The 24,724-nt window shown below is 39.5% G+C and carries 18 protein-coding genes and 2 tRNA genes; 15 read left to right on the top strand and 5 right to left on the bottom strand.

Translation table 11 applies throughout. From position 1 onward, the window contains the following. Positions 1-22 precede the first annotated feature (22 nt). Genes GJU39_RS02950 through GJU39_RS02935 form a run of 4 tightly spaced genes read left to right on the top strand, consistent with a single transcriptional unit; the run spans position 23 to position 1,767 of the window. Positions 23-271: a hypothetical protein gene (locus GJU39_RS02950; RefSeq protein WP_154279197.1), complete on the top strand. Its 249-nt coding sequence runs from the start codon at positions 23-25 to the stop codon at positions 269-271. 37 nt (positions 272-308) lie between these two features. Continuing rightward, entirely contained in the window at positions 309-839 is a 531-nt protein-coding gene (locus tag GJU39_RS02945) for a hypothetical protein (RefSeq protein ID WP_167515634.1), read from the top strand. Then, the gene (locus GJU39_RS02940; RefSeq protein WP_154279195.1) at positions 839-1,519 is read left to right on the top strand and encodes a lycopene cyclase domain-containing protein; all 681 of its coding nucleotides are present in this window, start codon (positions 839-841) and stop codon (positions 1,517-1,519) included. The genes GJU39_RS02945 and GJU39_RS02940 overlap by 1 nt, the downstream gene beginning before the upstream one ends. After that, positions 1,519-1,767, top strand: coding sequence for a cytochrome b5 domain-containing protein (locus GJU39_RS02935; protein WP_154279194.1), 249 nt, complete (start codon positions 1,519-1,521; stop codon positions 1,765-1,767). The genes GJU39_RS02940 and GJU39_RS02935 overlap by 1 nt, the downstream gene beginning before the upstream one ends. A gap of 175 nt (positions 1,768-1,942) precedes the next feature. On the opposite strand, the gene GJU39_RS02930 is transcribed toward GJU39_RS02935, so the two are convergent. Further along, positions 1,943-2,863 (bottom strand): PfkB family carbohydrate kinase, encoded by a 921-nt coding sequence (locus tag GJU39_RS02930; protein WP_154279193.1) that lies wholly within the window; start codon positions 2,861-2,863, stop codon positions 1,943-1,945. A 144-nt stretch (positions 2,864-3,007) separates the two neighbouring features. Here GJU39_RS02930 and GJU39_RS02925 point away from each other — a divergent pair. Further along, positions 3,008-3,081, top strand: a tRNA-Asn gene (locus GJU39_RS02925). Positions 3,082-3,167: 86 nt separating this feature from the next. Continuing rightward, a tRNA-Asn gene (locus tag GJU39_RS02920) sits at positions 3,168-3,244 on the top strand. A 270-nt stretch (positions 3,245-3,514) separates the two neighbouring features. Here the strand turns inward: GJU39_RS02920 and GJU39_RS02915 are convergent. Further along, positions 3,515-4,144 carry an NAD(P)H-dependent oxidoreductase gene (locus tag GJU39_RS02915; RefSeq protein ID WP_154279192.1) on the bottom strand — a complete coding sequence of 210 codons (630 nt, stop codon included), beginning with the start codon at positions 4,142-4,144 and terminating at the stop codon, positions 3,515-3,517. Positions 4,145-4,230: 86 nt separating this feature from the next. Between GJU39_RS02915 and GJU39_RS02910 the strand changes: the two genes are divergently transcribed. The 7 genes from GJU39_RS02910 to GJU39_RS02880 all read left to right on the top strand — a co-directional run bounded on the left by GJU39_RS02910 (position 4,231) and on the right by GJU39_RS02880 (position 12,477). Further along, positions 4,231-4,593 carry a winged helix-turn-helix transcriptional regulator gene (locus tag GJU39_RS02910; protein WP_245227658.1) on the top strand — a complete coding sequence of 121 codons (363 nt, stop codon included), beginning with the start codon at positions 4,231-4,233 and terminating at the stop codon, positions 4,591-4,593. 359 nt (positions 4,594-4,952) lie between these two features. Continuing rightward, positions 4,953-5,486, top strand: coding sequence for an RNA polymerase sigma-70 factor (locus GJU39_RS02905; RefSeq protein WP_154279191.1), 534 nt, complete (start codon positions 4,953-4,955; stop codon positions 5,484-5,486). A 104-nt stretch (positions 5,487-5,590) separates the two neighbouring features. Next, positions 5,591-6,223, top strand: a complete 633-nt coding sequence (locus tag GJU39_RS02900) for a hypothetical protein (RefSeq protein ID WP_154279190.1) — start codon at positions 5,591-5,593, stop codon at positions 6,221-6,223. A 13-nt stretch (positions 6,224-6,236) separates the two neighbouring features. Further along, positions 6,237-7,478 carry a hypothetical protein gene (locus GJU39_RS02895; protein ID WP_154279189.1) on the top strand — a complete coding sequence of 414 codons (1,242 nt, stop codon included), beginning with the start codon at positions 6,237-6,239 and terminating at the stop codon, positions 7,476-7,478. Positions 7,479-7,605: 127 nt separating this feature from the next. Continuing rightward, the gene (locus tag GJU39_RS02890; RefSeq protein ID WP_154279188.1) at positions 7,606-10,056 is read left to right on the top strand and encodes a TonB-dependent receptor domain-containing protein; all 2,451 of its coding nucleotides are present in this window, start codon (positions 7,606-7,608) and stop codon (positions 10,054-10,056) included. Positions 10,057-10,098: 42 nt separating this feature from the next. After that, positions 10,099-11,352, top strand: coding sequence for a DUF4374 domain-containing protein (locus GJU39_RS02885; RefSeq protein ID WP_154279187.1), 1,254 nt, complete (start codon positions 10,099-10,101; stop codon positions 11,350-11,352). A 45-nt stretch (positions 11,353-11,397) separates the two neighbouring features. Continuing rightward, positions 11,398-12,477 (top strand): PepSY-associated TM helix domain-containing protein, encoded by a 1,080-nt coding sequence (locus GJU39_RS02880; protein WP_209437581.1) that lies wholly within the window; start codon positions 11,398-11,400, stop codon positions 12,475-12,477. Between the two features lie 273 nt (positions 12,478-12,750). Here the strand turns inward: GJU39_RS02880 and GJU39_RS02875 are convergent, their stop codons facing one another. Beyond that, positions 12,751-14,355 (bottom strand): DUF6377 domain-containing protein, encoded by a 1,605-nt coding sequence (locus tag GJU39_RS02875; protein WP_154279185.1) that lies wholly within the window; start codon positions 14,353-14,355, stop codon positions 12,751-12,753. Positions 14,356-15,112: 757 nt separating this feature from the next. Between GJU39_RS02875 and GJU39_RS02870 the strand changes: the two genes are divergently transcribed. After that, on the top strand, positions 15,113-18,100 hold the full coding sequence (locus tag GJU39_RS02870; protein WP_154279184.1) for a SusC/RagA family TonB-linked outer membrane protein: 2,988 nt from the start codon (positions 15,113-15,115) through the stop codon (positions 18,098-18,100). A gap of 11 nt (positions 18,101-18,111) precedes the next feature. Then, positions 18,112-19,842: a RagB/SusD family nutrient uptake outer membrane protein gene (locus tag GJU39_RS02865; RefSeq protein ID WP_154279183.1), complete on the top strand. Its 1,731-nt coding sequence runs from the start codon at positions 18,112-18,114 to the stop codon at positions 19,840-19,842. A 438-nt stretch (positions 19,843-20,280) separates the two neighbouring features. Here the strand turns inward: GJU39_RS02865 and GJU39_RS24160 are convergent, their stop codons facing one another. Together GJU39_RS24160 and GJU39_RS02855 are read right to left on the bottom strand one after the other, a co-directional pair. Beyond that, positions 20,281-23,592 carry a GH92 family glycosyl hydrolase gene (locus tag GJU39_RS24160; protein ID WP_342448171.1) on the bottom strand — a complete coding sequence of 1,104 codons (3,312 nt, stop codon included), beginning with the start codon at positions 23,590-23,592 and terminating at the stop codon, positions 20,281-20,283. Further along, a complete protein-coding gene (locus tag GJU39_RS02855) occupies positions 23,579-24,706 on the bottom strand; it encodes an acyltransferase family protein (protein ID WP_154279181.1) in 1,128 nt (375 codons plus the stop codon). The genes GJU39_RS24160 and GJU39_RS02855 overlap by 14 nt, the downstream gene beginning before the upstream one ends. Between the last annotated feature and the right edge of the window lie 18 nt (positions 24,707-24,724).

The following is a 24,724-nucleotide window of genomic DNA, read 5'->3' as shown; positions in this document are numbered from 1 at the left end:
ATTTTGTTTGAATAATAATCAAATGAGAACTATTCTTTGGCAGATTGTCATGCCTGTTATTCAGCGTGTAGCGAAAATCCCTGGCCTGCAAGGCGCCGTTTTTTTAATTAACCTTCCGCCTTTTGGTTCTTTGTTTATTAACGGTTTGTTTTCCATCACTTGCAGAAGCTTCGCTGGCACGCTGAACGACAAACTCTTTATGTCAGTCGTAGAAATGACATCCTGCATTTCTTCACTTGTATTCCAGTTACAATGCATGTTGATCAGCTAATGGATTTGCTTTCCTTTTATTACATTTGCAATTAACCATGTTTAAAATCAGATTTTTATTTTTTTTACTAACGCTTAGTGTTAATTTATGTTACGCGCAGTTATCAACTAAAGAAATAACCGTGCTTAAAAGCGATTTGGTAAAAGCGGTAGAAAATAGTAAGCTGACTGAATCATTATTGGTTAAGCTGAATAAACTTCCTAATAAGACTGCGCTAACCACCGCGTATATTGGTACATTAGAAGCGCTTAAAGCTAAACATGCCTGGAATCCGTATAGTAAGATAAAATATGTAAAGGTTTCTATGCAAACCATGCAGAGTGCCATAAACATGGATAAAGAAAATATGGAAATACGTTTCATGCGGTTTTCAATTCAGCATTATACCCCATCTTTTTTAGGCTTTAGTAAAGATTTAACAGCGGATAGAAAGGAAATTGTTAAGCACTATCAAAATGGAAACTTTGGGGTTGCTGATCAGACGCTGGTGAAAAATGTAGCCAGGTTTATGGTCGATAGTAATCGTTGTACACCTGAGGAAGTAAAAATTTTAAAAAAATACATTTAATGCACTACATCTATTTATTAATCAACATTGCAGTAATTTTCTTTCCGCTGGTATTGTCGTTCGACAAGAAAGTGCATTTTTTTAGTAAATGGAAATACATTGTGCCTGCTATCTTAATTACCGGAGTAGTGTTTCTGATTTGGGATTTACTTTTCGTAAAGCTGGATGTATGGTCTTTTAATCCGGATTATCTTATTGGAGTTTATTTATGGGGACTTCCGCTGGAGGAAATGTTATTTTTCTTAACCGTTCCTTATGCCTGTGTTTTTATTTATGAATGCCTAAATGCTTATTTCCCCAAAAACGAACTTCAAAAATATAGCCTTGCGCTGAGCAATCTGTTTTTAGGCTTGTGTATTGCCATTCTTTTCTTCGGCTTTCACCATTGGTATACTTTAATTAATTTTGGATTTCTTTTCATTGTACTTGCCTATGTAGAATACGTTAACGTGAAACTTCGTTTCATGTACAAATTTTACAGGGCGTATTTAGTGGCATTAATTCCATTTTATATTGTAAATGGCTTTTTAACGGCAATCCCGGTGGTGATTTACAATAACAAAGAAAACTTAAATTTCAGGGTAGGAACGATTCCATTTGAAGACCATTTTTATTTAATGAGTCTGCTGCTGATGAATGTCTATCTTTATGAGTGGTTTAAAAGCAGGGCGAAGAACTAATGGATTTGCCTGTCTATACCAAACAGCAGTTAGCGCTTAGAAACGGGCAGGATAAGCCTCAGATTTGGGTGGCGTACAAAGGTCTAATTTACGACATGACTAATAGCCGGTTGTGGCGCAATGGAAAACATTATGAGCATTGGGCTGGTCAGGATTTAACAGATGAATTACCTGATGCGCCACATACTGATGCTGTTTTTGAAAAGTTTACGCCAATAGCAATGCTGGCTACTCCAGATCATACATAAATCAGTAGCATTGAGGTATTTTTTGCTCGTGCTAATGTGAGTAAAAGGTTACCTAATGGAATATAAAAAAGCGTGCAGATTTCTGATGTTTATCTGAAATCTGCACGCTGGTCGTATTTGTTTTTGCTAAGTATCAGAAACGACAATGGTCTTCTTGGAAGCGAAATGAAAATTATTATGCTTCGATCGTAAACGAGCTTAAGTTTACAAACTCCTGAATTCTACCAGATACTTCAGCCTCGGTAAGGTTTAATAACTTTTCAGTTCCAAATTTCTCCACGCAGAAAGACGCCAGCGCAGAACCGTAGATAATTGCATTTTTCATGTTATTAAAGTTGATGGTGCCTACTTTAGCCAGGTAACCAATGAAACCACCAGCGAAGGTGTCGCCAGCGCCTGTAGGATCAAAAACTTCTGCTAAAGGCAATGCCGGAGCAGAGAAAATCTGATCTTCGTGGAATAACAATGCGCCATGCTCGCCTTTTTTAATGATTAAGTATTTTGGTCCCATAGCCAGGATTTTCTTCGCGGCCTTAACCAATGAATATTCTCCTGAAAGTTGGCGTGCTTCTGCGTCGTTAATGGTTAAAACATCTACCATTTTAATGGTTTCCAGTAAATCATCCATCATGATGTCCATCCAAAAGTTCATGGTGTCCATTACAATTAATTTAGGGCGCTTTTTAAGGCGTTTAATCACTGTTTGCTGTACTTGAGGCGTTAAGTTTCCTAACATTAAAAATTCACAGTCCTGGTAGCTTTCCGGGATAACCGGATCGAAGGTTTCCAATACATTTAATTCTGTAATTAACGTATCGCGACTATTCATGTCGTTATGGTATTTACCCGACCAGAAAAATGATTTTTCGCCGGCTTTAATCTGTAATCCTTCGGTGTCGATTCCGTGTTCGGTAAAGATATCTATATCTGCTTTTGGGAAATCATCACCCACAACGGCCACAATTTTTGCTTTAGTATAGAAGTAAGAAGCAGCTAAACTTGCGTAAGTTGCAGCACCACCAACAATTTTATCTGTTTTTCCGAAGGGAGTTTCAATAGCATCGAACGCCACAGTACCTATGATTATCAGGCTCATATATTTTTATTTGAATTTTTTTTAAAATTTTTCACTGCAAATATTGCATAAATAATTTAAAAGCCCTAATATTGCATTCCCAAAACGAACAAGGGTTTGCAAGCTGAAAAGCATCAAGAACTTCGATTTGGGAAAAACCAGCACTCCTTCTTAGCTCAGCTGGTTAGAGCATCTGACTGTTAATCAGAGGGTCGCTGGTTCGAGCCCAGCAGAGGGAGCAAAAATCCTCACAGTAATGTGGGGATTTTTTATGATAAACTTGCTAAATGATTTTAGCAAAAATTACAGATTAACCAGAATAAATTCCTTCTTAGCTCAGCTGGTTAGAGCATCTGACTGTTAATCAGAGGGTCGCTGGTTCGAGCCCAGCAGAGGGAGCCACAATGGGCAAGCACGTAAAACGGTCGCTTGCCCATTTTTTTTTGACTAATTCGTTGTTAATCAAGAATATAAAAGAGTATAATTCACCCACCTGAGCGGTTCGGTTTTGCATTTCTTCAAAAGTGAATTTTTCGGGTAACCAGTTGTTGTGGAAACAGGCTGTTAGCAGATCATCAGCCATTTTATCAAGAAATGATTACTCTCGGGAATAGCAGCGTTTAAGAATAAAGGCTGTTTAAAAAAAAATGATTAACAGCCTTATTACGTGTTTTATTTTACATCAATAGCGAACTCATCTAAAGGCAATCGCACTTTTTTTAGATTAGCGAAATAATCATTCACAGCATCACGATATCCTAACGATAAAAGAACTACTGGCCTGAGTCCTTTTTCTTTCAGCTGGAGTAAAGAATCAAATTTTTCAATGTCGAATCCTTCCATCGGTGTTGAATCTATTTTTAATTCAGCTGCGGCTATTAAAGCTGTTCCTAATCCGATGTAGGCCTGCCTTGCTGCCCAATGGAAATTTTCTTCATCAGTTCTGGAAAGAAGGCCACCAACTAGTGCTGCTTTAAAATCTGCCAGAGTATCTTCCAAAATACCACGTTCGCTTGCAATATGCGAAATGTAGGTCTCAATCTGCTCAAGGGTAACCTTATCATACGCGGCAAATACCAACAGATGCGAAGATTGTGATATTTGTGAGTTAAAAGAACCTTCACCGAGTTCTTTACGAAGCTGCTCATTTTCCATAACCAATACACGGTAGGGCTGCAGACCAGTTGATGAAGCGGATAGATTGGTAGCTTGCAGAATTTCGTTTAAATCTTCAGTGGATACTTTTTGGTCACTGAACTTTTTAGTAGCATAACGCCATTCAAGATTTTCTATAATATTCATAATATTTTTTTGTTCCGCAAACTTCGTTATTATATGTTTACTTTTGTCGTCAAGTGACAAAAAGTAATAGTGACATTTAGGTAACCATGTTTAAAGTAACAGCAACACCATCACACGAGTGCAAGAAAGCTATTATGGGCGTACATGATGCAATGTATGTTTTGGGAGGGAAATGGAAAATATATATTATAACCGCCCTACTATTTGGCTCCAAACGGTACTCAGAACTTTTACGTGATGTACAGGGTATTTCTGGGAAAGTGCTCAGTCGGGAACTGAAGGAAATGGAAACAAATCGCTTAGTCAAGCGAACGGTAAGCGTTACACAGCCTGTTACAGTAACTTATGAGCTGACCGAATACGGCAAATCAGCAAAATCAATCATTGGGGTTCTATCAGAATGGGGAGAAACTCATCGGAACCTGATCGTCATCGATGAGCCTTTATAAAAATTCCGGCAACAGTTTTTCTTTGATAGCAAAAGCTTAACCTTACAAGTTTATCAACTGTGGTTCTGTGGAGATACAGGGCGTTGATTCTATGAAGCAGATTGTTCCAGGGAACAATCATAGAATCCTGATATTTTGTTGTTGGGCTAACATTAAAAGTGATAATAGTACTCCTTTTTTATTGCCCGATTTTCAAGGGAACTTTTTTTGCCCTCCAATAACTTCCGCTTTTTAAATCAATACTTGTTAAATATAGACGCAAAAAGCTAAAGATGCATGGAGGGAGTGGAAAGGAATTTACATCAAGCTATTTATAATTAATCTTAATAAACTATATTTGCAAATGTATAGCGTTAAAGATGGACTTAAAAAAGTTTTTTCCTGGTAAGACAGTTCAGATCGACAAACAGTCGTTCGAAAAAGCTTATAACATTTATTGGGAGAAAGTATTTGCCGTTTGTTATAATAATATTGGAGATGTTGAACCAGCAAAGGGAATGGTTCAGGATATTTTCAGATCACTCTGGGAACGGCGGGACGATCTTCAGCTCGTAGAAATAGAGCATTATCTGATGAGATCTGCAAAATTCAAAGCTTTTGAATATATTAGAAACAAGGTTAACCGGAAGCGTATTCATGAATCTCAACTAATAGGCTATCCCGCTACATCTAATTGTACAGAAGAACAGGTTTTATATAATGATCTTAAAGATAAAATAGAAAATCTGGTAGATACCTTGCCTACACAATGCAAAAAAGTATATAAACTTAGTCGCAAACAGGGCCTTCATAACAAGGAGATTGCAGCTATACTCAACATATCAGAAAGAGCAGTAGAGTATCATATTACACGGGCCATGAGTTCCCTTAAACTTGGTCTGGCTGGTTATTGATAAATATTTATAGTAAGCACCTACGGAAACGGGGTTGTTGCGCTACTTACAATTAAATTCATAACTTTATCTAATTTTCCTTATCACACCGCAACTGTCCATTTATGAGAATTAGCAAGGAGGCTTTAGAACATTATCACCAGGGTGCCTGCACTCCCGCAGAGCGGAAGGCTGTGGAGGAATGGTTATTAAGCACAAGCGCTGATGATCTGTTGCTACCGCCTGGCGAAGATAAATATGTCCACAAAGCGGAAATGTGGAACAACATCCGTTCAGTAACAGATGAAACCGAAACGACTAAGTCTAAGAGCAGTAGTTATTATGTGTGGAAAGGTGCCATTGCAGCATCCATGGTCATTTGTATGCTGGCTGCAGCAGCTTACTTTCTTCTTCAACAGAAGGTGGAATTATTATCGCTGAACAACAATTCGGCCTATGCCGTAAAACAGGTCAATTCAATAGGATACGACGTTTCTGTAGGTCCAAATACGATTGCCAGTATCAATGATGGACGGGGCATCATTTACCTTAACGGCAGTGTGTTAATATTGGCCAACAAAGACGTACAGTTGGTTTTAGAAGGTACAAAAACCAAGATATCTTTAAAAAAAGGACAGAGTTATATCATCTTTAAAAATAAAACCGGATCGGAAAGTATCATTGTGGTGAATAAGCAGGACGTGTTCGATCTTCCACCTTTGATGCAGAGACAAATAACCAAGCATTTTGATATTTAAACACCTACTTATTTTGAAGCACTCTTCCTGGTATAAGGCAATTGTTGGGGGAAAGCTTTTTATTTTAATCGCTGTGGCCGTTTTAAGTGCGTGCTCAACCGGAAATAAAGATGCCAGTGATGCAAAATTCAGCTTATATATCCTCGGAAAGAATAATAAAACCTATGTAGTGCATACTTCAAATCTGGATAGTGGTTCCATTAAACCGGAAGTTTACGGAACAGAAATTACCCAGAACTATAAAGGGCGTGACCTCATCGTTAGAAATGCTAACTATTATCGTTTAAACGCTAAAACACACTTGTTCTCAAAATTTAAAGTGTTGCCCGGCGAAGTCGAGGTCGAATCATCTTTTTTGCTAAAAAATTTTTCTATAGAGTGTTTTAAATGGATTAAAGGTGATACGCTCCTGCTAACGGGCCTAAACGCGCCGGCCTATAATACACCTAAATTTGTGTTGCTCAATGCCGCAACCATGAAAGTCATATCGCATGGAAACCTGGACATACCCAGGCCATCAGGCGAATTTACAACGCTTTCTATCGGTTTGCTTGAACAAAGATCAGGTAATAGTCTGCTATTGGGATATACGTATCACGTATCGCAGGATATTAATAATTTTAAAACCAGCGATACGATGTATGTTTCAGAACTGAACTATCCCAGCATGAAACTGGTCAAAACCCATAAAGATATCCGTTCAACTTATCCTGGAGGGCAAAATGTTATACAGCCTTATTCCTTTAAGGATGAAAAGCAAGACCTTTATTTCATGTCATGCCCTGGTATTGCTTTAGGAAACAGGCCAGAACTTCCAACAGCTATATTTCGAATAAAAGCTACCCAGGCTGAAACAGACAAAAGCTATTTTTTTAACATCTCTGGCTCTTCCATTAAAAACCATGCTTATGGAATGTGGTATCTGGGCCAACGTCAAGTCATCATTCGTTCGGAAAGAGCAGATCTGTTCAAAGGTCTAAACGACCACTATCGTACCCCTCACTTTGAATTTCATGTACTGAATCTGGATACGAAGGAAATAAAAAAGTTAGACCTGCCATTGGACAAGGGCACTAGAAAAGAATGCGTTATCGTGCAGGGTAACATCGCATACATTGCAATCAACTCACCTAAGAAGGGTTGTTATATCTGGGAATATAACATTAAAACCGGGTCGTTAAAACGTGGACTACAGCTATCAGGAGAGACAGATTTTATCTTGAGGATCGATAAATTGTACGATCAGAAAAAATAAAACTATTTTTTTTCAGAACCACCTTCGGAAAGTACTGGGTTGTGCTACTACCCTTCAAATGCACCATAATAAATCACCATTTACTCATTTTCCAATTCGTTTAACCTCGCAAACAAGGTTTTGGTTTATGGAATTCAATAAGCTTTTGCTAACGGGGGCATTTTGTTTGCTTTCGCTCTGCGCCCGCTCACAGGCCAATCCACCTGGAACTTTAAAGGGGAATATAACAGATGATCATCAAATCCCTGTGCAAGATGCAACAATCAGGCTGTTGCCTATTAAAATTGCCCAGGCTACTGATCGTGAAGGTGGTTACTTTTTTGAAAATCTTAAGCCGGGTAAATACAATTTAGAAATTATTGTGGTAGGCTATCGAAAGCAGAACAAAGAAATCATCATTAAAGCTGGTGATACCCATATTTATAATCTTGTACTGGATAAAACCACAGAAAAACTAGAAGAAGTTTCCATCCTTGGCATCACTAAATCAAAAGAGATCGGTAAGCAGGCTTACAACGTCACTTCGATAGATGCAAAACCATTACATAATACCACAATGGATCTTGGCCAAGTAATAAACAGGGTTTCTGGAGCGAGGATTAGGGAATCTGGTGGAATAGGATCAGACCTGCGTTTTAGTCTCAATGGTTTTACAGGCCGCCAGGTACGGTTTTTTCTGGATGGCGTACCTATGGATAATTTCGGATCGTCTTTCCAGCTGAACAATATTCCCGTAAATTTTGCCGACAGGATTGAGGTTTATAAAGGAGTTGTACCGGTTTGGTTGGGGGGCGATGCATTGGGCGGGGCGGTAAATATTATCTCCAATTCCAAACCACGCACTTATTTAGACGCTTCCTATTCATATGGATCGTTCAATACCCATAAGTCGGCTGTTAATGCTGGTTATACTGCCAAATCCGGCTTCACCGTTCAGCTAAATGCGTTCCAAAATTATTCAGACAATAATTATTGGGTAGATGTTGATGTAGTAGACCAGGTAACCGGTCTCAATAATCCAAGCCGGGTAAAACGTTTTCATGATCATTACCATAATGAAACTCTGGTAGCCAACATTGGTGTTACCGGTAAAAAATATGCCGACCAACTGCTTTTTGGTTTAACACTAGGTAAAAACCGCGCCGATATTCAAACCGGTAACCGCATGTACGATGTATACGGCGCACGCTGGCGATCAGGCAATATTGTACAGCCTTCCTTTAAGTATTCCAAGAAAAATCTGTTGCTAAGCGGTTTGGACCTCAACGTAAGTGGTAATTTCAATTTTGGCGAAGAACGTACAGTTGACACTGCAAATAAAAGATATACCTGGGACGGATCTTTTGTTTATAAGAACAAGGTTAATCCTTCAGCACCCGGGGGTGAAGTTTCCCTGAGAGACTATAAGTTTAAGAATAATAATGGGATTGCCAGTGTGGGATTAAATTACCAGATCAATGAAAAACATTCGGTTTCGCTAAATGAACTTTACACCACCTTTAATCGTGAGGGTCAAAACAGTTTCGATCCGGAAAATATATACGACAAACAGCCAAGGGTAACACGCAAAAACATGCTCGGACTGGGTTATAAATATGATATCAGCGAGAAATTCAATACCACAGCTTTTGTAAAACAATACAACCAAAATATCATCAGTAACTTGGTTACGGCCACTTACGATGCTATAGCCGCAACGTATAATTACAGCATTGCAGACCGAACTTCCAACCTCTCTAAAACCGGTTATGGGTTAGCAGCCACGTATTTTTTAGCAGCAGATCTTCAAATAAAAACATCCTATGAACGTGCATACCGGTTGCCGGATAATAATGAGTTGTTTGGCGATGAAATCAATGAGACCAGTAATATAGCACTCAAGCCCGAAAACAGCCATAACCTAAATTTAGGGGCCACCTACAGCTTTAACCTTAACAAGGTGCATTATTTGGATATTTCTGCAAACTACATCTTCCGAAATGCCAATGATTATATCCGTGGCATCCTGGTTCCTGGCGGTACAAGCAATAGTAACGGCGAATATATCCAGATGAACGTGAACGAGGCCAAGGTAACAAACAGGGGAATAGATGTGGAAATCCAATATGCCTATAAAAAAAGGTTTTCTATAACCGCCAATGCCACCTATCAGAATCTTCGCAATGGCACGCAGTTCGAAACGTTGGCTAACGGGACAAGGTCGGCCGTTCAAAGTGTTGTATACCGTGACCGCATACCGAATACACCCTATCTATTCGGGAATGCTAACGGCACCTTGTATATGAATCATATTTTTAAACCCAAAGACCGCTTTTCCATCAGCTACAATGCAGGTTACGTTAACCAGTTCTACCTATTTTGGCCCAGCCAGGGGGCTAAGGATGGCAAACTGATCATTCCGACTCAATGGATACATGATGCCAGCTTGCTATATACAGTTGCCAATGGAAAATATAACATCGCCTTTGAGTGTCTTGACCTAACTGATGCCAGGTTATTTGACAACTATATGCTACAGAAACCTAGCCGGGCTTTCAACATCAAACTCAGGTATTTTATTTCTAAACAAACGCAGTAAATCGTCAATAAACATCTCACACATATCAATATCATACAAAAAATGAAAACAACTTTTAACTTATTAATGTCAGGTGCATTGCTTTCCATAGCACTGCTTAGTGGATGCAGCAAAAACGATAACGAACCCGATACAGGCGGCATAACAGATCCAAATAACCTAACGAAGTCTAAATACGTATTTGTTTATAGCGGCAATGCATCCGGTACCACAGGAACCTATATTATTACGGCAGATGACGTAACAAAGGGCACTGTTTCTTCTGCCAATAATGGGGTAGAAACTGATGCCTATTCATTTATTGTTCAGAACAATAAAGTATTTGCGCAGGCCTATACCGATCAGGGACCAGTTACCCCTTTCGGATTAAATACAGATGGAAAAATGGGCTCTTCTGGCCGTGTAGTAACAACTTTCCGCACAGGTGTTTACGGTACCATGAATACTAACGCCTGGGTAGGCGGAGGCGATCCACGCTCCAGCGGTGTGGGCGAACTCTTTCGCTTCGATGCGGAAAACCTTTTGGTGGCAAATAGAAGCACTACCGATTTAAAAGCTATTACCCAAACAGGTGCAAACGCCGTTTGGACAGGTTTGTTCCAGGTTGATAATAAGATCTACATGCCTTACTATAAATTTTTTCCTCCTGCTGCGGGCGCTCCGTTTAGCCAAGGCAAATATGGCAGTTTAGACAGTACCTGGGTTGCCGTATTTAGCTATCCGGAACTCAAATATGAGAAAACCATTTCAGATGATCGTACAGGCTACGTAGGCAACTGGTTCAGTATGCAGGGTCTAAAGCAAATTGAGAACGGTGATGTTTATACCTGGTCTACTGCGCCAGAGATCAATGGGATTAAATCTACCAAACCATCAGGTATTGTTCGGATTAAAAAAGGGACTGAAGTTTTTGACAAATCTTATTTCTTTAATATGGAAGAGGTTGCCAAGGCTAAAATTGCCCGAGGTGCCTATATTGCTAACGGTAAATTTTTGATGGCCCTTTATGCGGGTGTTACTACCGGTGATATTTCTGGCGGTAGGGTTAAAATGGCTATTGTAGATGTGAACACCAAAACAGTGAATTATGTGACCGGTGTTCCTGAACATGCCCAACCTCTATTCAAATTGAATACTTATTATGAGGGCGATGGTAAAACAATCGATTATGTGTTTAAAGATGATGCAGGCCAGTTCTACGTATATCTAATAAACGCCGAAACCGCTACAGCCATCAAAGGGTTACACCTAGAAGGCGCAACAGACGTAACCTCAATCTCTAAATTAAAATACTAATTGCATTTTATGGGCGTCCCTAAAGGGATGCCCTATTGGTTACCTATGCTTAAAAAAATAATTACCTGGTTACATTTATGGTTAGGGCTGGCATCTGGGGCAATAGTTGTGATCTTAAGCCTTACAGGATGCATACTGGTATTTGAGCAAGAGATTAAAAATCTGCTAGGTACTGAGGTCAGGATTGCGGTACAGGACAGATCCAAATTGCTCCCACCCTCTGTGCTATATCGAGAAATCTCACGGGCAATCCCGGGCCGGCAAATTAATACAGTATGGTATTATGGGTTGAGCAAGCCTTCGGTCGTAGCGCTTCAGGATTCGTCTGTTTATATAAATCCATACACAGCCAAGATCATCTCATTTAAACGCCAGGAAGATATTTTTCATTTCATAGAGGAAGGACACCGGCATTTGTGGATGGGTAAAAAGGTCGGTAAAATGGTAGTTGGCTGCGCAACGCTGGTATTTGTTGTTCTTTTATTAACGGGCCTGGTTTTATGGTGGCCAAAAAAATGGAATAAAAAAGCAACCCAGCAAAACTTTAAAATAAAGTGGGGTGCACGCATTAAGCGTTTCAACTACGATTTACATAATGTGTTGGGATTTTACTCCCTTACCATCGCATTGCTTTTAGCAATCACTGGCTTGGTCATCAGTTTTACCTGGTTCTCCAATAGTATTTATTGGTTAACTGGTGGTCGCCCTCAGACTCAACGTCCGGTCAAAGAACTATTTAGGGATTCGCCAAATCCTATGTTGCAGAATGTGGATCAGGTATGGTACGAGGTACGTAATCATATTGCTGTTGATCATATAGACGACATCATCGTTTCTTTTCCAGACGAACCAAATGAAGCAATTTATGCCTGTACAGATATGAAAGACGGTATTTGGCGGGACCTTTTTTTTAATCCGGTAGATCTTTCTTTAACAAAGGAATCAGGCAAACAGTTCAAAGACCTTATTTTTTCGGACAAAGTCCGTAAATTGAATTATGCTATGCATGTTGGGGCAATTGGCGGTCTGACAACAAAAATTATTTTCTTTCTGGTGAGTTTAATCTGCGCCAGTTTACCGATTACCGGATTTTACATTTGGTGGTTCAAGAGAAAAAAAGGATGAGGTTTTTTCAGCAAACTCAAATTAGTTCCAATTGTTTTCTAAAGAACTCTAATAAAATTCTTGGATGATTAAAGATTAGCAAGTTGGAGGATAATGAAGAGGCAAAGCAAACTCCCGATTAAAGGAGACGTTGTTCATTTGCGGCATGTATTCTTTAGTTTCCTTTAAAATTTATCGAACGCTGTTCCATCTTCTATGATATCATAGGTTGCTCAAGTTAAATTTCGGAATTTGATTCTTAAACTAACTCCATCCCCTTCTCTTATAGTATTTCTACACCGCCTTCACCGACATCACAATGCGATCAAATTCATCTCCGGAAACTAATGCCCGGGCCTTAATTCGCATTTTATATACATAGATCGTATTCGCAGAATATTCCAGAATGGCAGCTATGGCTTTTACATCGTGAATCCCCAGCCTCATAAGTGCAAATATCCGCAAATCTGTATTTAAAAAATCGGGATGCTTCGGCCAGATTTGGTCTTCCTTGTTTAGAAGGGAATTGAATACTTCTATAAAATTAGGGAAAATGCTGATGAATACACTGTCGAAGGTATTGAACAGCACTTCCCGTTCGTTTTTGATGTTGATTTCTTGTAGCGATGGAAGAATCTCTCCATATCTTTTGGCGAGAATTTTTCGTTCTACATTTTTCTTCAGCCTGTCAAGTTTGAGGATATAACCAGAAATTACATCGAAAAAATATCCAATGTATTTTTCGTTTACTGTAGCATATTCCCGCAACTTATCATTGATGAATAACAACTGGTTGTTGATTTGTTCCAGTTCTTCATTTTTTTCTTCAATAATCTGCTCCTTTAACCTGAGCCGTTTTAGCCGTACAAAAATCATAAAACATGCCAGTAAAATTACGATGGTGATGAGGGAAACAATAACCGAATAAATCATGAACTTGTTTTTATCTTGCTGGCTTTCCAAATTTACACGCGAAGCAATATCCGGTAAGATCGATTCGATTTTAAGTTTCCGGAGGCGGTTTCCATAAAAGCCAGCATCATCTCTTGATTGCAGAATAAAAAGATAAGCGTCGTCCAGGTAACCTTGTTTAAACAAATCTTCTGCAAGAAGGAGCGAGGCCAGCGTCTCCCTTGTCGAAGAACGGATGTCATATATAGCAGATTCCGCCAATAAGCAGATTCTTTTGTCGTTTTCAGTTTCGCTTTGATAGAAAGCAGCAAGTGCAGTTAGCAGTCTGGCACGATCATGTGCCGTTAATTTGTAGTGCTTTAATAATTTAAGAAAATAGTTCGGCTGTTTATTGATATCACCAGAAACTACTTGTCGGTTACCGAGTGTAAAAAGCAAATCCAGTGAATTTGGCTGACAAAGTGCAATGGCAGAATCGAGGTATTCAATCGCTTTTTCATTATAGGGGCGGGTGAAATTCGGGTCGTTATTGTAAATTGCCAGATTTGAATAGGCTCCCGACTTCAGGCAGTAATAATCATATCTAAACTTTCTGTTAAGCTTTGATTCATCAATCTCTGCTAAATAATCAAATGTTTCTTTAAACATGCCGGCATGCAATAAGAGAGAAGCAATCTTAACTTTGCTTTGCGCTAACTTTACGCTGTCTTTCGCTCGGGTACTAATTTCAAGTAATCTTTTTCCATATAAATAAGCAGAATCAAATTTAAAATATTCGTATTCGTCAAATAGCTTAGTCACCTGGTCATATGAGTTCCCTTTGTTTAGCAACAATTCCAATTGTATGGCCTTAATCCTTGATAATTTTTGCCTGTCATAAGTAGCTTTTCTGGCAATTTCAATTTTAAGCTGATTTAATAAGCTGTCTTTTTTAACGGATGAGAAACAAAAAAAATTGAATTGCAGAAAGAGGAGGATAACGCTCAAACGTTTCATTTATAAGAGATAGGTTGATCCAAAAATAGTCAATTTGTATATCTGTAAAACGTTTAATTAAAAATAATTCATAGGCAACGAGTCACCGGTTGCTTTGCAAAATCTGCAACTATTTTAATTAAGCTAAAAGATCTCGAATGCTTTTATTCTAAAAGAGCGTCAATAAAAGCCTATTGCTACATACACCTTACGGCTAGGAATGGCGCAAAAACAAAGTATAATGCCTTATTATAACGACTTCCAATAGTGACCAAATGATAGTAATTATGGCTAATATTTGATTCTTTATCAATTTTAGCGCTTAAATAATTTATATTTTTCTTGATGCTTTTTATTGTAAATGGTTGATTATTAATGCTTTGATTTTATACAAAGCTCTTTTTTCTTATATGTTTTTAACTGGGGCCTTATCTACCTCTATTTCCTCGCTTATGGTCTATAAATTAGATGTTCGATTTGCCAGGCCTGGTCAGCAACCGAAAAAATAATTTAACCAAATACATCTCTGCAGATTTCGAATTGTCGAAAACGAGTAACAGTAAATCCTTTTAGTCACTTTAGATCTCTGCCGGATTAACTTACAAATTATGAGAAAAAACAAACCTCCTTAGTTTAAATCACCATCATACTGAAATATGATTTCAAAATTTGCTAATCGCTTCGCTGCTTCTTTTGGATTTGCAAATCCAATATTTTCAGTTGTACCAAGAAACAGCATTAACTAACCAAAAAATAACTCGTCCATTCTATGTACAAGAAACTTCTACTTTTACTGAGCATTTGCTCAATTCTTTGTATACTTTCATCACCTGCAAATGCGCAAAGCAGAGTCATTACCGGAACAATCACCGATGTGGCAGATGGAACAGCGCTCCCTGGTGTTACTGTGGCAGACAATGCTAAATCTGTAACTACATCAACCAATACCCAAGGTAAATATGCCATCACCGTTCCGGCAGGCGCTAAAAGTTTAACGTTTAGCTATATCGGGTATCAGGCAAAAACAGTAACAATCGCATCAGCTGATGTGATTAATGTAGCTTTAAATTCGGCTTCCAATACGCTCGAAGAAGTAGTGGTAGTAAGCGTAGGTTATGGAACGCTTGATAAGCGGGAAGTATCCAGTGCCATTACGCATGTTTCTGGCAAAGATCTGCTTACGGTATCATCCAATAACCCTTTAATGTCGCTTCAGGGCAAAGTTCCGGGCTTAAGTATTACCAATACTTCAGGTAGTGATCCCAATTCAAGTCCGAGCATTCAGCTAAGGGGTGTATCATCCCGTAATGCTGGCTTAGGTCCGCTTTACGTCATCAATGGTATCCCTGGTGGAAACATTGATAACATTAACCAAAATGATATCGAAAGTATCGATGTGTTAAAAGGTGGTGCAGCATCTGCAATTTACGGTACCCGTGGCAGTAATGGTGTAATTATCATCACTACCAAAAAAGGTGGTGCCCAGTCTCAGATGTTTTATGATGGCTTTATGAGTTTTGATTACCTGACCAATGAGCTGGAAAATTTATCAGCTGATGAGTTTATTTCCAATCGGGTAGCTAACAAACAGGGACAGGATTATAAAGCAAAAACCAACTGGCTAAAAGAGGTCACTAATGCACCGGCATTTGCCCAAAAACACACGGCTCAATTTTCAGGTGGTACAGCTAAAACGAACTTCTTTGCCTCTGGCGACTATCGCGATGCCGATGGAATCGACTTGCGGGCGCATAAAAGAGAATATGGTGCCAGGTTAAACATGAACCACACCACAGACAATAACATGTTTGTAGCCACCTTAACGGCAGCACCGAGGTATATGAAGACTAATAATTCAGACCTTGGAAACTTCAACAACGCGCTCACACTGAATCCAACTTATCCAATTTTTAACAATGCCGGTAAGTATAATTATATCAATACGGGCTTCTTCTCTAACAACCCTGTTGAAAATGCCAATGAGATTAAAGCAGAAGCAGAAATTAAGGAGCTTGATTTGAACGGATCTCTCCGGATGAATATCCTTAAAAACCTGAGTACAACAGTGATGATTTCACAAATCAGCCGATCGGCAAAAAGTTTTAACTTCAGGCCATCTACACTTTCATCAGTGGTGCAGGCAAATAAGATTACGCAAACAAATTTTGCTTCACAAGAACAACTGGAAAATGATCAGAAGAATATCGAGTGGACCGGGAATTATGCTGAGGATTTTGGAAAACACCATTTCAAGCTTCTGGGTGGTTATTCTTATGCAATTTACAATTACAAGAGATTGTATGCTCAAAACTATGACTTCCCATTTGATACTTATTTATGGAATAATTTGGGCTCAGGGCTTTACAACGGCGGTGCCGCAGGGCAAGGTCAATCTGCAGTAGCTTCCACGCAAAACGGTTCTACATTGATTTCGTTCTTTGGTCGTTTAAACTACGATTTCGATAATAAATATATCCTAACGGCGAGTTTAAGGCGAGAAGGTTCTTCAAAATTTGGTGCCAACAATAAATGGGGAAATTTCCCGGCGGTATCTGCTGCCTGGAGAATCTCCGAAGAAAAATTCCTGAAAGCATCTCTTCCCTGGGTAAATGAGTTAAAGCTGCGGGCAGATTTTGGTGTGACAGGTAACCAGGATTTCGACAATTACCGCTCGTTGTTGCTATATGGTGGCGCAGGTTACTTCCCGTTTAACGGCCAATATTACCAGGTTTATGGACCTACCTCAAATGTAAACCCGGATTTAAGCTGGGAGAAATCAGAAAACTTTAACGTTGGTTTAGATTTCTCGGTGCTAAATAGCCGAATTACGGGTTCACTAGACTATTATATCCGTACCAACAAAGATTTATTGGGTGATTATACGGTGCCGGTTCCGCCTAATACACAGCAAACCACTTTTACCAATGTTGGAACCATGAAAAACTCCGGTATCGAGCTGGCATTAAGTGGTGAAGTAGTGAAAAGTGATGATTTTAGCTATAACGTTAACGTTGCATTTGCTTATAACCGCAATAAATTCATTTCTTTTTCTAATGAGATTTATAAAGGAGGAACCTTTCAGGATGTAGCCGGATTGCCCGCTCCCGGATCTCCTGGAAATATTCAGCGCATTCAGGAAGGCCATAGCATTGGAGAGTTTTACATGCTCCGGTCAGCAGGTGTTAATGATGCCGGTGCACTACTGGTTTATAAAAATGATGGCGCTATTGTTCAGGCGAATCTGGCTTCTAATGATGATAAACAATTTGTTGGCAATGGTTTGCCAAAATACATCACCTCGTTAGGAAATACATTTACCTACAAACGTTTTGACCTTGGCATATTCTTCAGGGGAACATTTGGTTACAAGATCTTCAATTCTTATGCTTTCTATCTTGGAACACCTTCCAGCCAGAGTGATGCAAATGTATTAAAGTCGGCTTATGACAGCGGAAGCAAATATTCATTACTTAAAAATAGCGCTACAACCGCTATTGCTTCTGATTATTTCCTTGAGAACGGATCATTTGTTAAAATTGATAACGTTTCGCTGGGCTATAGGCAACCGTTGAATAACAAATATTTAAAATCGATCCGCTTATATGCTGCCGGAAGAAACCTCCACACTTTTACCAAGTACACAGGCGGAGATCCGGAACAGGTGCGGGTAAACGGACTTACGCCAGGCGTAAATGATGACTTAAATTATTATCCGTCTACCATGCAGTTCATCTTTGGTTTACAAGCTACTTTTTAACACTGGAAAAAATGAAAAATTATAAATTACTATTTAGTACTGTTTTCGCCACACTATTAATGGCTTCTGGATGTACAAAATTAGATGAAAAGGTATATGACCAGGTTGATGCAGCTAATTTCTTAACCCGCAGAGACGATGTGATCCGTGATTTCTTACGTCCATTTGAACACGCCTACTGGAGTATTCAGGGTAATGACGTATATGCTGTGGGCGAAAATTCTACGGATGAAATCGGAACTTATAACCGTCAGGGCGACTGGCAGGATGGAGGATATTATCAGCGCATGCACTACCACACCTGGACGGCACAAGATGGTTTTACAACCGGTGCCTGGAGAAATTTCTATCAGGGAATTGTACTGGCAACCAACTCGCTTCAAGATATGGAAAGCATTACTGATCCGGCAAAATTGAGTGTTACCAATGAAGAATTAAATGATTTTAAAGCGGAACTGAGAACGCTGAGGGCATGGTTTTACCTCCGTGCCTTTGACTTTTATCGCAATGTCGAAATTGTGACGGATGTTAAAAACTCCACACAAGGTGGTTCGCAAGCCACGCCACAGGAGACTTTTGATTACATCGAATCAGAACTTAAAGCGGCTATTCCTTTTCTTCCCATGCGGGAACAACTGGGTGCCAATGGAATAGGCAGGTGGACCAAAGCTGCGGCCGCTACTTTGCTTGCCCGCCTTTATCTGAATGCAAAAGTTTATATCGGAACCGATAAATATGTAGAATGTGAGGCGGTGTGCCGTGACATCATTGCCGGTAAATATGGTAATTATACCCTGGATACCAGATGGGATGCCCCTTTTGATTACACGAACAAATCTTTAAACTCTGAAGTGATTTATGGCTTCCCCGGAACCTTAACCAGAACGCACTGGCAATATGATGGAGGGATGTTTTTCTGGGGAATGACGTATGATGCCGCGCCACTTTATTGTGGGTTTACCGACCTTGGCCAGTCGAATCCAAGATTTGCCTTACAACCCGGCCGCGATGTAGACAGCGTGGAGTATACCCATGCGATGGGGAAACCGTTTATTAAATTTCAAAAATATCCGGATGATGTACGTTTAAAAAAATATAAAAACCTTGGCGACAGCAAACGCGAAGGGATGTTTTTATATGGGTATTTGCCATACACCACTACCGTTAACGGAACAAGTAAAGTTGACACCGTGAGGGGAAATAAAGGTCCTTATGCGCTTTTTATCAGAGACCAGGTGGGTTACTTTCTGGGCGCTAAGCCAGGTACAAAAATTGCAGATAAAGAATCTAATATGAATCATGCAGATCATAATTCAGGAATTTTCCTGGTTAAATATCCAATTTATCCAACGCCTGATCCTAACCGGATTACCTCTGCCTATGCAGAGATCCGCCTTTCAGAAGTTTATTATACGCTTGCTGAGTGCAGGTACCGTGCGGGCGATAAAGCAGGTGCAGCTACTTACCTTAACCAGGTGAGGCAAAGGAATTATCCGGTAGGCTCACCTAGTTTATATGCCGCTGGTGGTGGTCAGCTTACCGATCAGGAAATGTTAGATGAATGGGGGAGAGAATTTATTGGCGAAAATAGACGGAGGACGGATTTAATTCGTTGGGGCGTATTTAATAAAGGCACCTGGTGGGATAAAAAACCAGATGCTGATGGCCATACTGAAATCTTTCCAATAGGACGGGATATTTTAAACGCAAACCCTAAGCTTAAGCAAAACCCGGGTTATTAATTTTGAAATTTAGTTTATTAGTGTTTGCCAAATAATAATAACGGGGTAGATAGGCCTCGTTATTTAAAACATTTAGTTAGTTAGATTTGGATTAGTGGAGTGTCTCTGTTTATCGGAGGCACTTTTTTGTTTTTTTGCCGGCCACATTATTCGAAGAATTAACACCAGCATTTGGCCTCTTTTATGATGCGCTTGAAAGGGAAATAGAATTAAATGATTGCCGAATACGTCCTTAACTTCTTAATCATAGATTGCTGATCTTGGTTAAAGACCCATTAATAAATATAATACCAAAAAATACAACAGCTCTTGCCAAAATACCGCAAAGCTGTTACCTTATCTGCTCTTAGCTAGTGAAAGATTTAGGTTGTTCGCTGTCAGATGCATTAGAAAAAAGCTGATATTGCAGCTTTAAATGCAAATAATGAAATCTGCTTTTTAATAGCTGCGTTTTTCCCTTTCAAATAAAGCTTCAATATCTTTTGCCAATAATGGCTGTCCGTATACTTTAACCTGATCCATCTTACCGTGAAATATTCTTTCTGAAGGAAATTCTTCATTACGGCCAATTTGCCATTGGCTGGTGTTGGAAAGATTGGCTATGCCATCAACTTTTGCACTTCCGGCTAGTTTTCCATCCAGGTAAATGGTAAGTACATCGCCCTCACAAACACCAGCAATATGATGCCATTTCCTTTCCCAATCTGCAGGTAGTTTTATGGTGCAATCTCCTCGTCCCCAGCCACCGGCAAAGAATGTTAATGTTTTGTTATCTGTAGTTTGAATAACGTGGCTATCACCTTTTGTGAGTATATCCGTCAAACCTTTTCCCTCTCCGGCAGGATAAACCCATGCCATTATAGTGAGGTTATTTTCCATTTGATCCAGGCTTGGAGCATTTGGAATTTCCAGATAAGTACTGTCACCTAAATCAATAAAATGCTTTTTAGTATCCTTTGATTCACTAATCAGCAATGCGTTATTGTTAAAACCGGAAGCATCCGGAACTTGATTGCCGTGTAATTTATTAAAGTTTAAGTCTAAAAGTAAAGCGGTTAAAGGTGTTTCGTAAACTTTAAATATCGATTGCCTGTTTCCTGTCCTGATTGTTTGCAAGCCAGTTCGATTTACGCTAAATCTATGATTTATGATTTTTTGCTGCCCTGGTAAGAGGTATACCCGATCAGTATAAAGCAGTGTTTCTTTGTTGCTTGAATCATTAAGGATAACCTGGGGTTTAAAGGTTTGCACTTTCCCCGTAACGTTTTTAATGCGATAGCTGATTTCTTGTTCGGTGTTTAATTTTATAATTGGTTTTGCTGTCAGTTCAACAATCTGAAAAGGTTGAGCAACTGGTTTCTTTGGTGCAATAACTTTAATCGTTGTGTTAGCTAATGGATTTATGCTGATTTTTATGGTGCCTAAGGCATACAGGTGACCGCTGATGGAGTCTGTAAGGGTGGTGCCAGGGGCTACTAATGATGATTTAGACAACCATGGTTTCCCGTTCGCGTAAATAATAACCTTTTTGGTTCCGAGGCTTCCTTCATTTTTTAGGGTGAAATGTACCTGAAAGGGTTCATTAGGGTTAACTTGTTTTTTACTGATGCTATATTTTAAAATTTTAATATTAGCGTCTTTTTTAGTAAAAGAAAGGGATACCGGATTTCTGTTTGTTGGCCACGTTTGTGTAGCAATAGAACTCATAACAAAGTCCAGCCGACCACCTTTAACCAATAACTCATGTGGAATGTCTAATTGATTATAAATTTGTTTGTTAAAAGCTAACGACTGGACATATTTGTTTGTTGAAGATTGTTGCTGTGCATAGATCTTCAGCTTTTTTTTATTGGCCAGGTGCAGGGTTACAGATTCAAATAATGGGGCGCCAATGGCATAATTTGGGTTTCCGGGACTAATGGGAAAGAAGCCCAGGGCATTAAAAATGTAGGCGCTCGACATAGAACCGAGGTCGTCATTACCAGGCAGGCCGCCGGGAGTTGCAGAGAATCGATTGAGCATAATGTTTCTGAGCCATTGCTGCGTGAGTGCCGGGTGACCAGCTGCGTTAAATAAGTAAGGCAAATGCAGTACGGTTTCGTTATCGTACAGGATTACGTTATGGGTCATTGCAGAATCCAAACGGTTTGAAAATGCTTCAGCACCACCAAGCAAATTGATCAGGTCTTTGGCATTATGAGGAATAAAATAGGTGTATGTCCATTTGTTACCTTCTTTATAACCCGTCATGCCGGGGTTTAATTTATATGCATGGCCTTGTCTTGGCAGCATAAACAGATCTGAAGGATGGAAAAGGTTTCTGTAATTTAAGCCGCGTTTTTCCAGCAATTGCTGATCTGGCTGGTCTTTCATTACCAGTTTTGCAAATTGCGACAGCGCCCAGTCATCATATGCATATTCTACCGTTCTGGTTACCGATTCAGATCTGGAAAACGGTACGTACCCTAGCTGGTGATACACTTCCATGTCGTTTTTAGCAAACGGACCTTCCAAAATGCTTTTCCGCATTGCGGTATAAGCGAGGTTGCGGTTATAACCGGTAATCCCTTTAAGATAAGCATCTACAATGATAGGCACTGCATGGTTTCCAGTCATGGTTTCTGTTGGCAAATATCCCGTTTGCTCATATACATCAAGCATCGATAGAATGACATCATTTTGTTTTTCAGGATATAACAAAGTCAGGAGGGGATGTAAAGAACGAAAAGTATCCCATGGTGAAAAACCGCTATATTGATTTTTTCCTTTCGTATGGTAAATCTTACCGTCAGCTCCTTTATATTTTCCATCTGCATCAGAAAATACCCAGGGGATGAGCAGCGAATGGTAAAGTGCCGTATAAAAAACCTTTTTATTCTCAACTGAAGGATTTTTGATCTCGACTGTAGCGAGTTGCGTATCCCATTCTTTAGCTGTTCTTTCCCGGAAAGTCTCAAAGTCTAGTTGGCCAATTTCTTGATCGATGTTCTGTTGTGCACCTTTGAAACTTACTGAAGATGAACTGATTTTGAGTGTGATGATTTGCGCTGCCGTATCTGATTTTTCAAAGCTTAATAAATACCCGCCTTTAACGATGTCAGATTCGATAATGTTGGATGACAGGTTAATGGTGGTATTTCCTGAAGATCCATAAATTAAACGTTTGCTCTTCAGGGTAAGATCTCCGGCCTCCCCAATGTAGATCTGTGGTGTTATCTTTGCAGGAAAGGTGAATTTTAAAATCCCTGTTCGGGTACTTGCTGCGGCTTCGGCAATGGTGTAATTATCGGTAAATACCACTTTATAATAACCTGGTGTTGCTAGTTCCTGTGTATGACTAAAAGGTCGGTTATATTTTCCTGGTTCAAAGTTTTTTCCTTTCTCTACCGGGAGAATGAACACTTGTCCTGAAGATCCTTCCGGGAAACCGCTGAAGTGCTTAAAACAGCTGAAAAAGAAAATATTTTGATCGTTGTAATCATATCCTTTTGCCCCCGTTACCCGCGTTTCTGGCGTGAGCTGAATATTGCCTGATGGAGCGACTGCACCCGGATAAGTGCCTCCATTGCCTCCCCAGCTGGTTAGTACATTGCTTTTTGTTGTGCCAATAAATGGATCAACATAAAGTGTTTCCTTTTGATTGCTCCTGCTGCTGTTGGCTGTGAACTGACAGGGATAAAGAAAGTAATAACAGTATAACGCAGTGTGAACGGGATATTTTAGCGAACATGCGGGATTAGATTTTAATATAAATTTTTCTTTTATCCATCAGATAACCTACAAACCAGCAGAGCATCATAAAGCTTACTGCGAATACAAGGGTGCCAAATGCGCCGGGGAAAATTACCTGGTAAAAAACATTGTTAATCCAATTGAAGAAACTCACACCTTGTTGTACATGCACGAATTGCAAAATAACGAGCAGTAATTCTGATAAAAGATAGATAGCCAAAGAGTTCCTTCCAAAAATCAGGAAGAAGTTTGTTCCCCATTTGATGTTCTTAAGTTCGATGGCGTAAATCAAGATCCCAAGGATCACCAGATCTAAACCGATGGTAAGCAATACAAAAGAGCTGGTCCACAATTTTTTAGCAATAGGGAAAAATTGTCCCCAGAATAAGGCTATACCAATCAGTAATGCGCCCATCATTAATAGTTTAGCTACACATTCAAAGTTTTTTCCTTTACGCTGGATATAAGCACCAGCCAGGTAGCCGCCAATTACGTTAACAATCCCTGTGATGGTACTTAGTAATCCTTCAGGGTCAAAGGCTATTGGGCCGCCATGATCGTGGTATAAATGGGCATCACCTAAAATTAAGATATCTAATTTAGTACCTGCATTACCTAACATGCTGTATTCTTCTCCTACTGCACCGAATAGGAGTAAAAATGCCCAATAGAGTAACAGAAGTAATATAGAAATAATAATAGCCGTTTTTTTTGAACAATAATGCACGATAAGCGAACCAAAAAAATAGCATAGGGCTATTCGTTGCAAAACGCCCATAATACGGGTGTGGCTTAAAGAATTAAATACCCAGTTATCATGATCCTGATGCATAAAGGGAAACCAGTACATCAGGTAGCCCAGCAAAAAGATGATGACTGTTCGCTTAAATATTTTTGCTAAAAAAGCAGAATTGGTTTCAAGTTTTTTCTTAGAAAAACTTAGGGCATTTCCTACCGCAAACAGAAAGGATGGAAAAACGAGATCGGTGGGTGTAAAGCCAAACCAGGCCGCATGATCCAGCGGTGACCATACCACTGCGCCAGACCCGGGAGAGTTTACAATAATCATGAAACAGATGGTCATTCCTCTGAAGATATCGAGCGTGGTAAATCTATTGTTTGCTAATTCCATAGGTTCTATTAATATATG

It is taken from the genome of Pedobacter petrophilus (assembly GCF_009674725.1).
GTDB lineage: Bacteria > Bacteroidota > Bacteroidia > Sphingobacteriales > Sphingobacteriaceae > Pedobacter > Pedobacter petrophilus.
This window is presented reverse-complemented; position numbering and strand designations above follow the sequence as displayed.

Excerpts from the sequence above, each read along its gene's own strand:
- GJU39_RS02900 (WP_154279190.1), top strand. The coding sequence starts at position 5,591 with ATGAGAATTAGCAAGGAGGCTTTAGAACATTATCACCAGGGTGCCTGC.
- GJU39_RS02935 (WP_154279194.1), top strand. The coding sequence starts at position 1,519 with ATGGATTTGCCTGTCTATACCAAACAGCAGTTAGCGCTTAGAAACGGG.
- GJU39_RS02885 (WP_154279187.1), top strand. The coding sequence starts at position 10,099 with ATGAAAACAACTTTTAACTTATTAATGTCAGGTGCATTGCTTTCCATA.
- GJU39_RS02950 (WP_154279197.1), top strand. The coding sequence starts at position 23 with ATGAGAACTATTCTTTGGCAGATTGTCATGCCTGTTATTCAGCGTGTA.
- GJU39_RS02945 (WP_167515634.1), top strand. The coding sequence starts at position 309 with ATGTTTAAAATCAGATTTTTATTTTTTTTACTAACGCTTAGTGTTAAT.
- GJU39_RS02865 (WP_154279183.1), top strand. The coding sequence starts at position 18,112 with ATGAAAAATTATAAATTACTATTTAGTACTGTTTTCGCCACACTATTA.
- GJU39_RS02905 (WP_154279191.1), top strand. The coding sequence starts at position 4,953 with ATGGACTTAAAAAAGTTTTTTCCTGGTAAGACAGTTCAGATCGACAAA.
- GJU39_RS02915 (WP_154279192.1), bottom strand. The coding sequence starts at position 4,144 with ATGAATATTATAGAAAATCTTGAATGGCGTTATGCTACTAAAAAGTTC.
- GJU39_RS02880 (WP_209437581.1), top strand. The coding sequence starts at position 11,398 with ATGCTTAAAAAAATAATTACCTGGTTACATTTATGGTTAGGGCTGGCA.
- GJU39_RS02870 (WP_154279184.1), top strand. The coding sequence starts at position 15,113 with ATGTACAAGAAACTTCTACTTTTACTGAGCATTTGCTCAATTCTTTGT.
- GJU39_RS02890 (WP_154279188.1), top strand. The coding sequence starts at position 7,606 with ATGGAATTCAATAAGCTTTTGCTAACGGGGGCATTTTGTTTGCTTTCG.
- GJU39_RS02930 (WP_154279193.1), bottom strand. The coding sequence starts at position 2,863 with ATGAGCCTGATAATCATAGGTACTGTGGCGTTCGATGCTATTGAAACT.
- GJU39_RS02855 (WP_154279181.1), bottom strand. The coding sequence starts at position 24,706 with ATGGAATTAGCAAACAATAGATTTACCACGCTCGATATCTTCAGAGGA.
- GJU39_RS02910 (WP_245227658.1), top strand. The coding sequence starts at position 4,231 with ATGTTTAAAGTAACAGCAACACCATCACACGAGTGCAAGAAAGCTATT.
- GJU39_RS02940 (WP_154279195.1), top strand. The coding sequence starts at position 839 with ATGCACTACATCTATTTATTAATCAACATTGCAGTAATTTTCTTTCCG.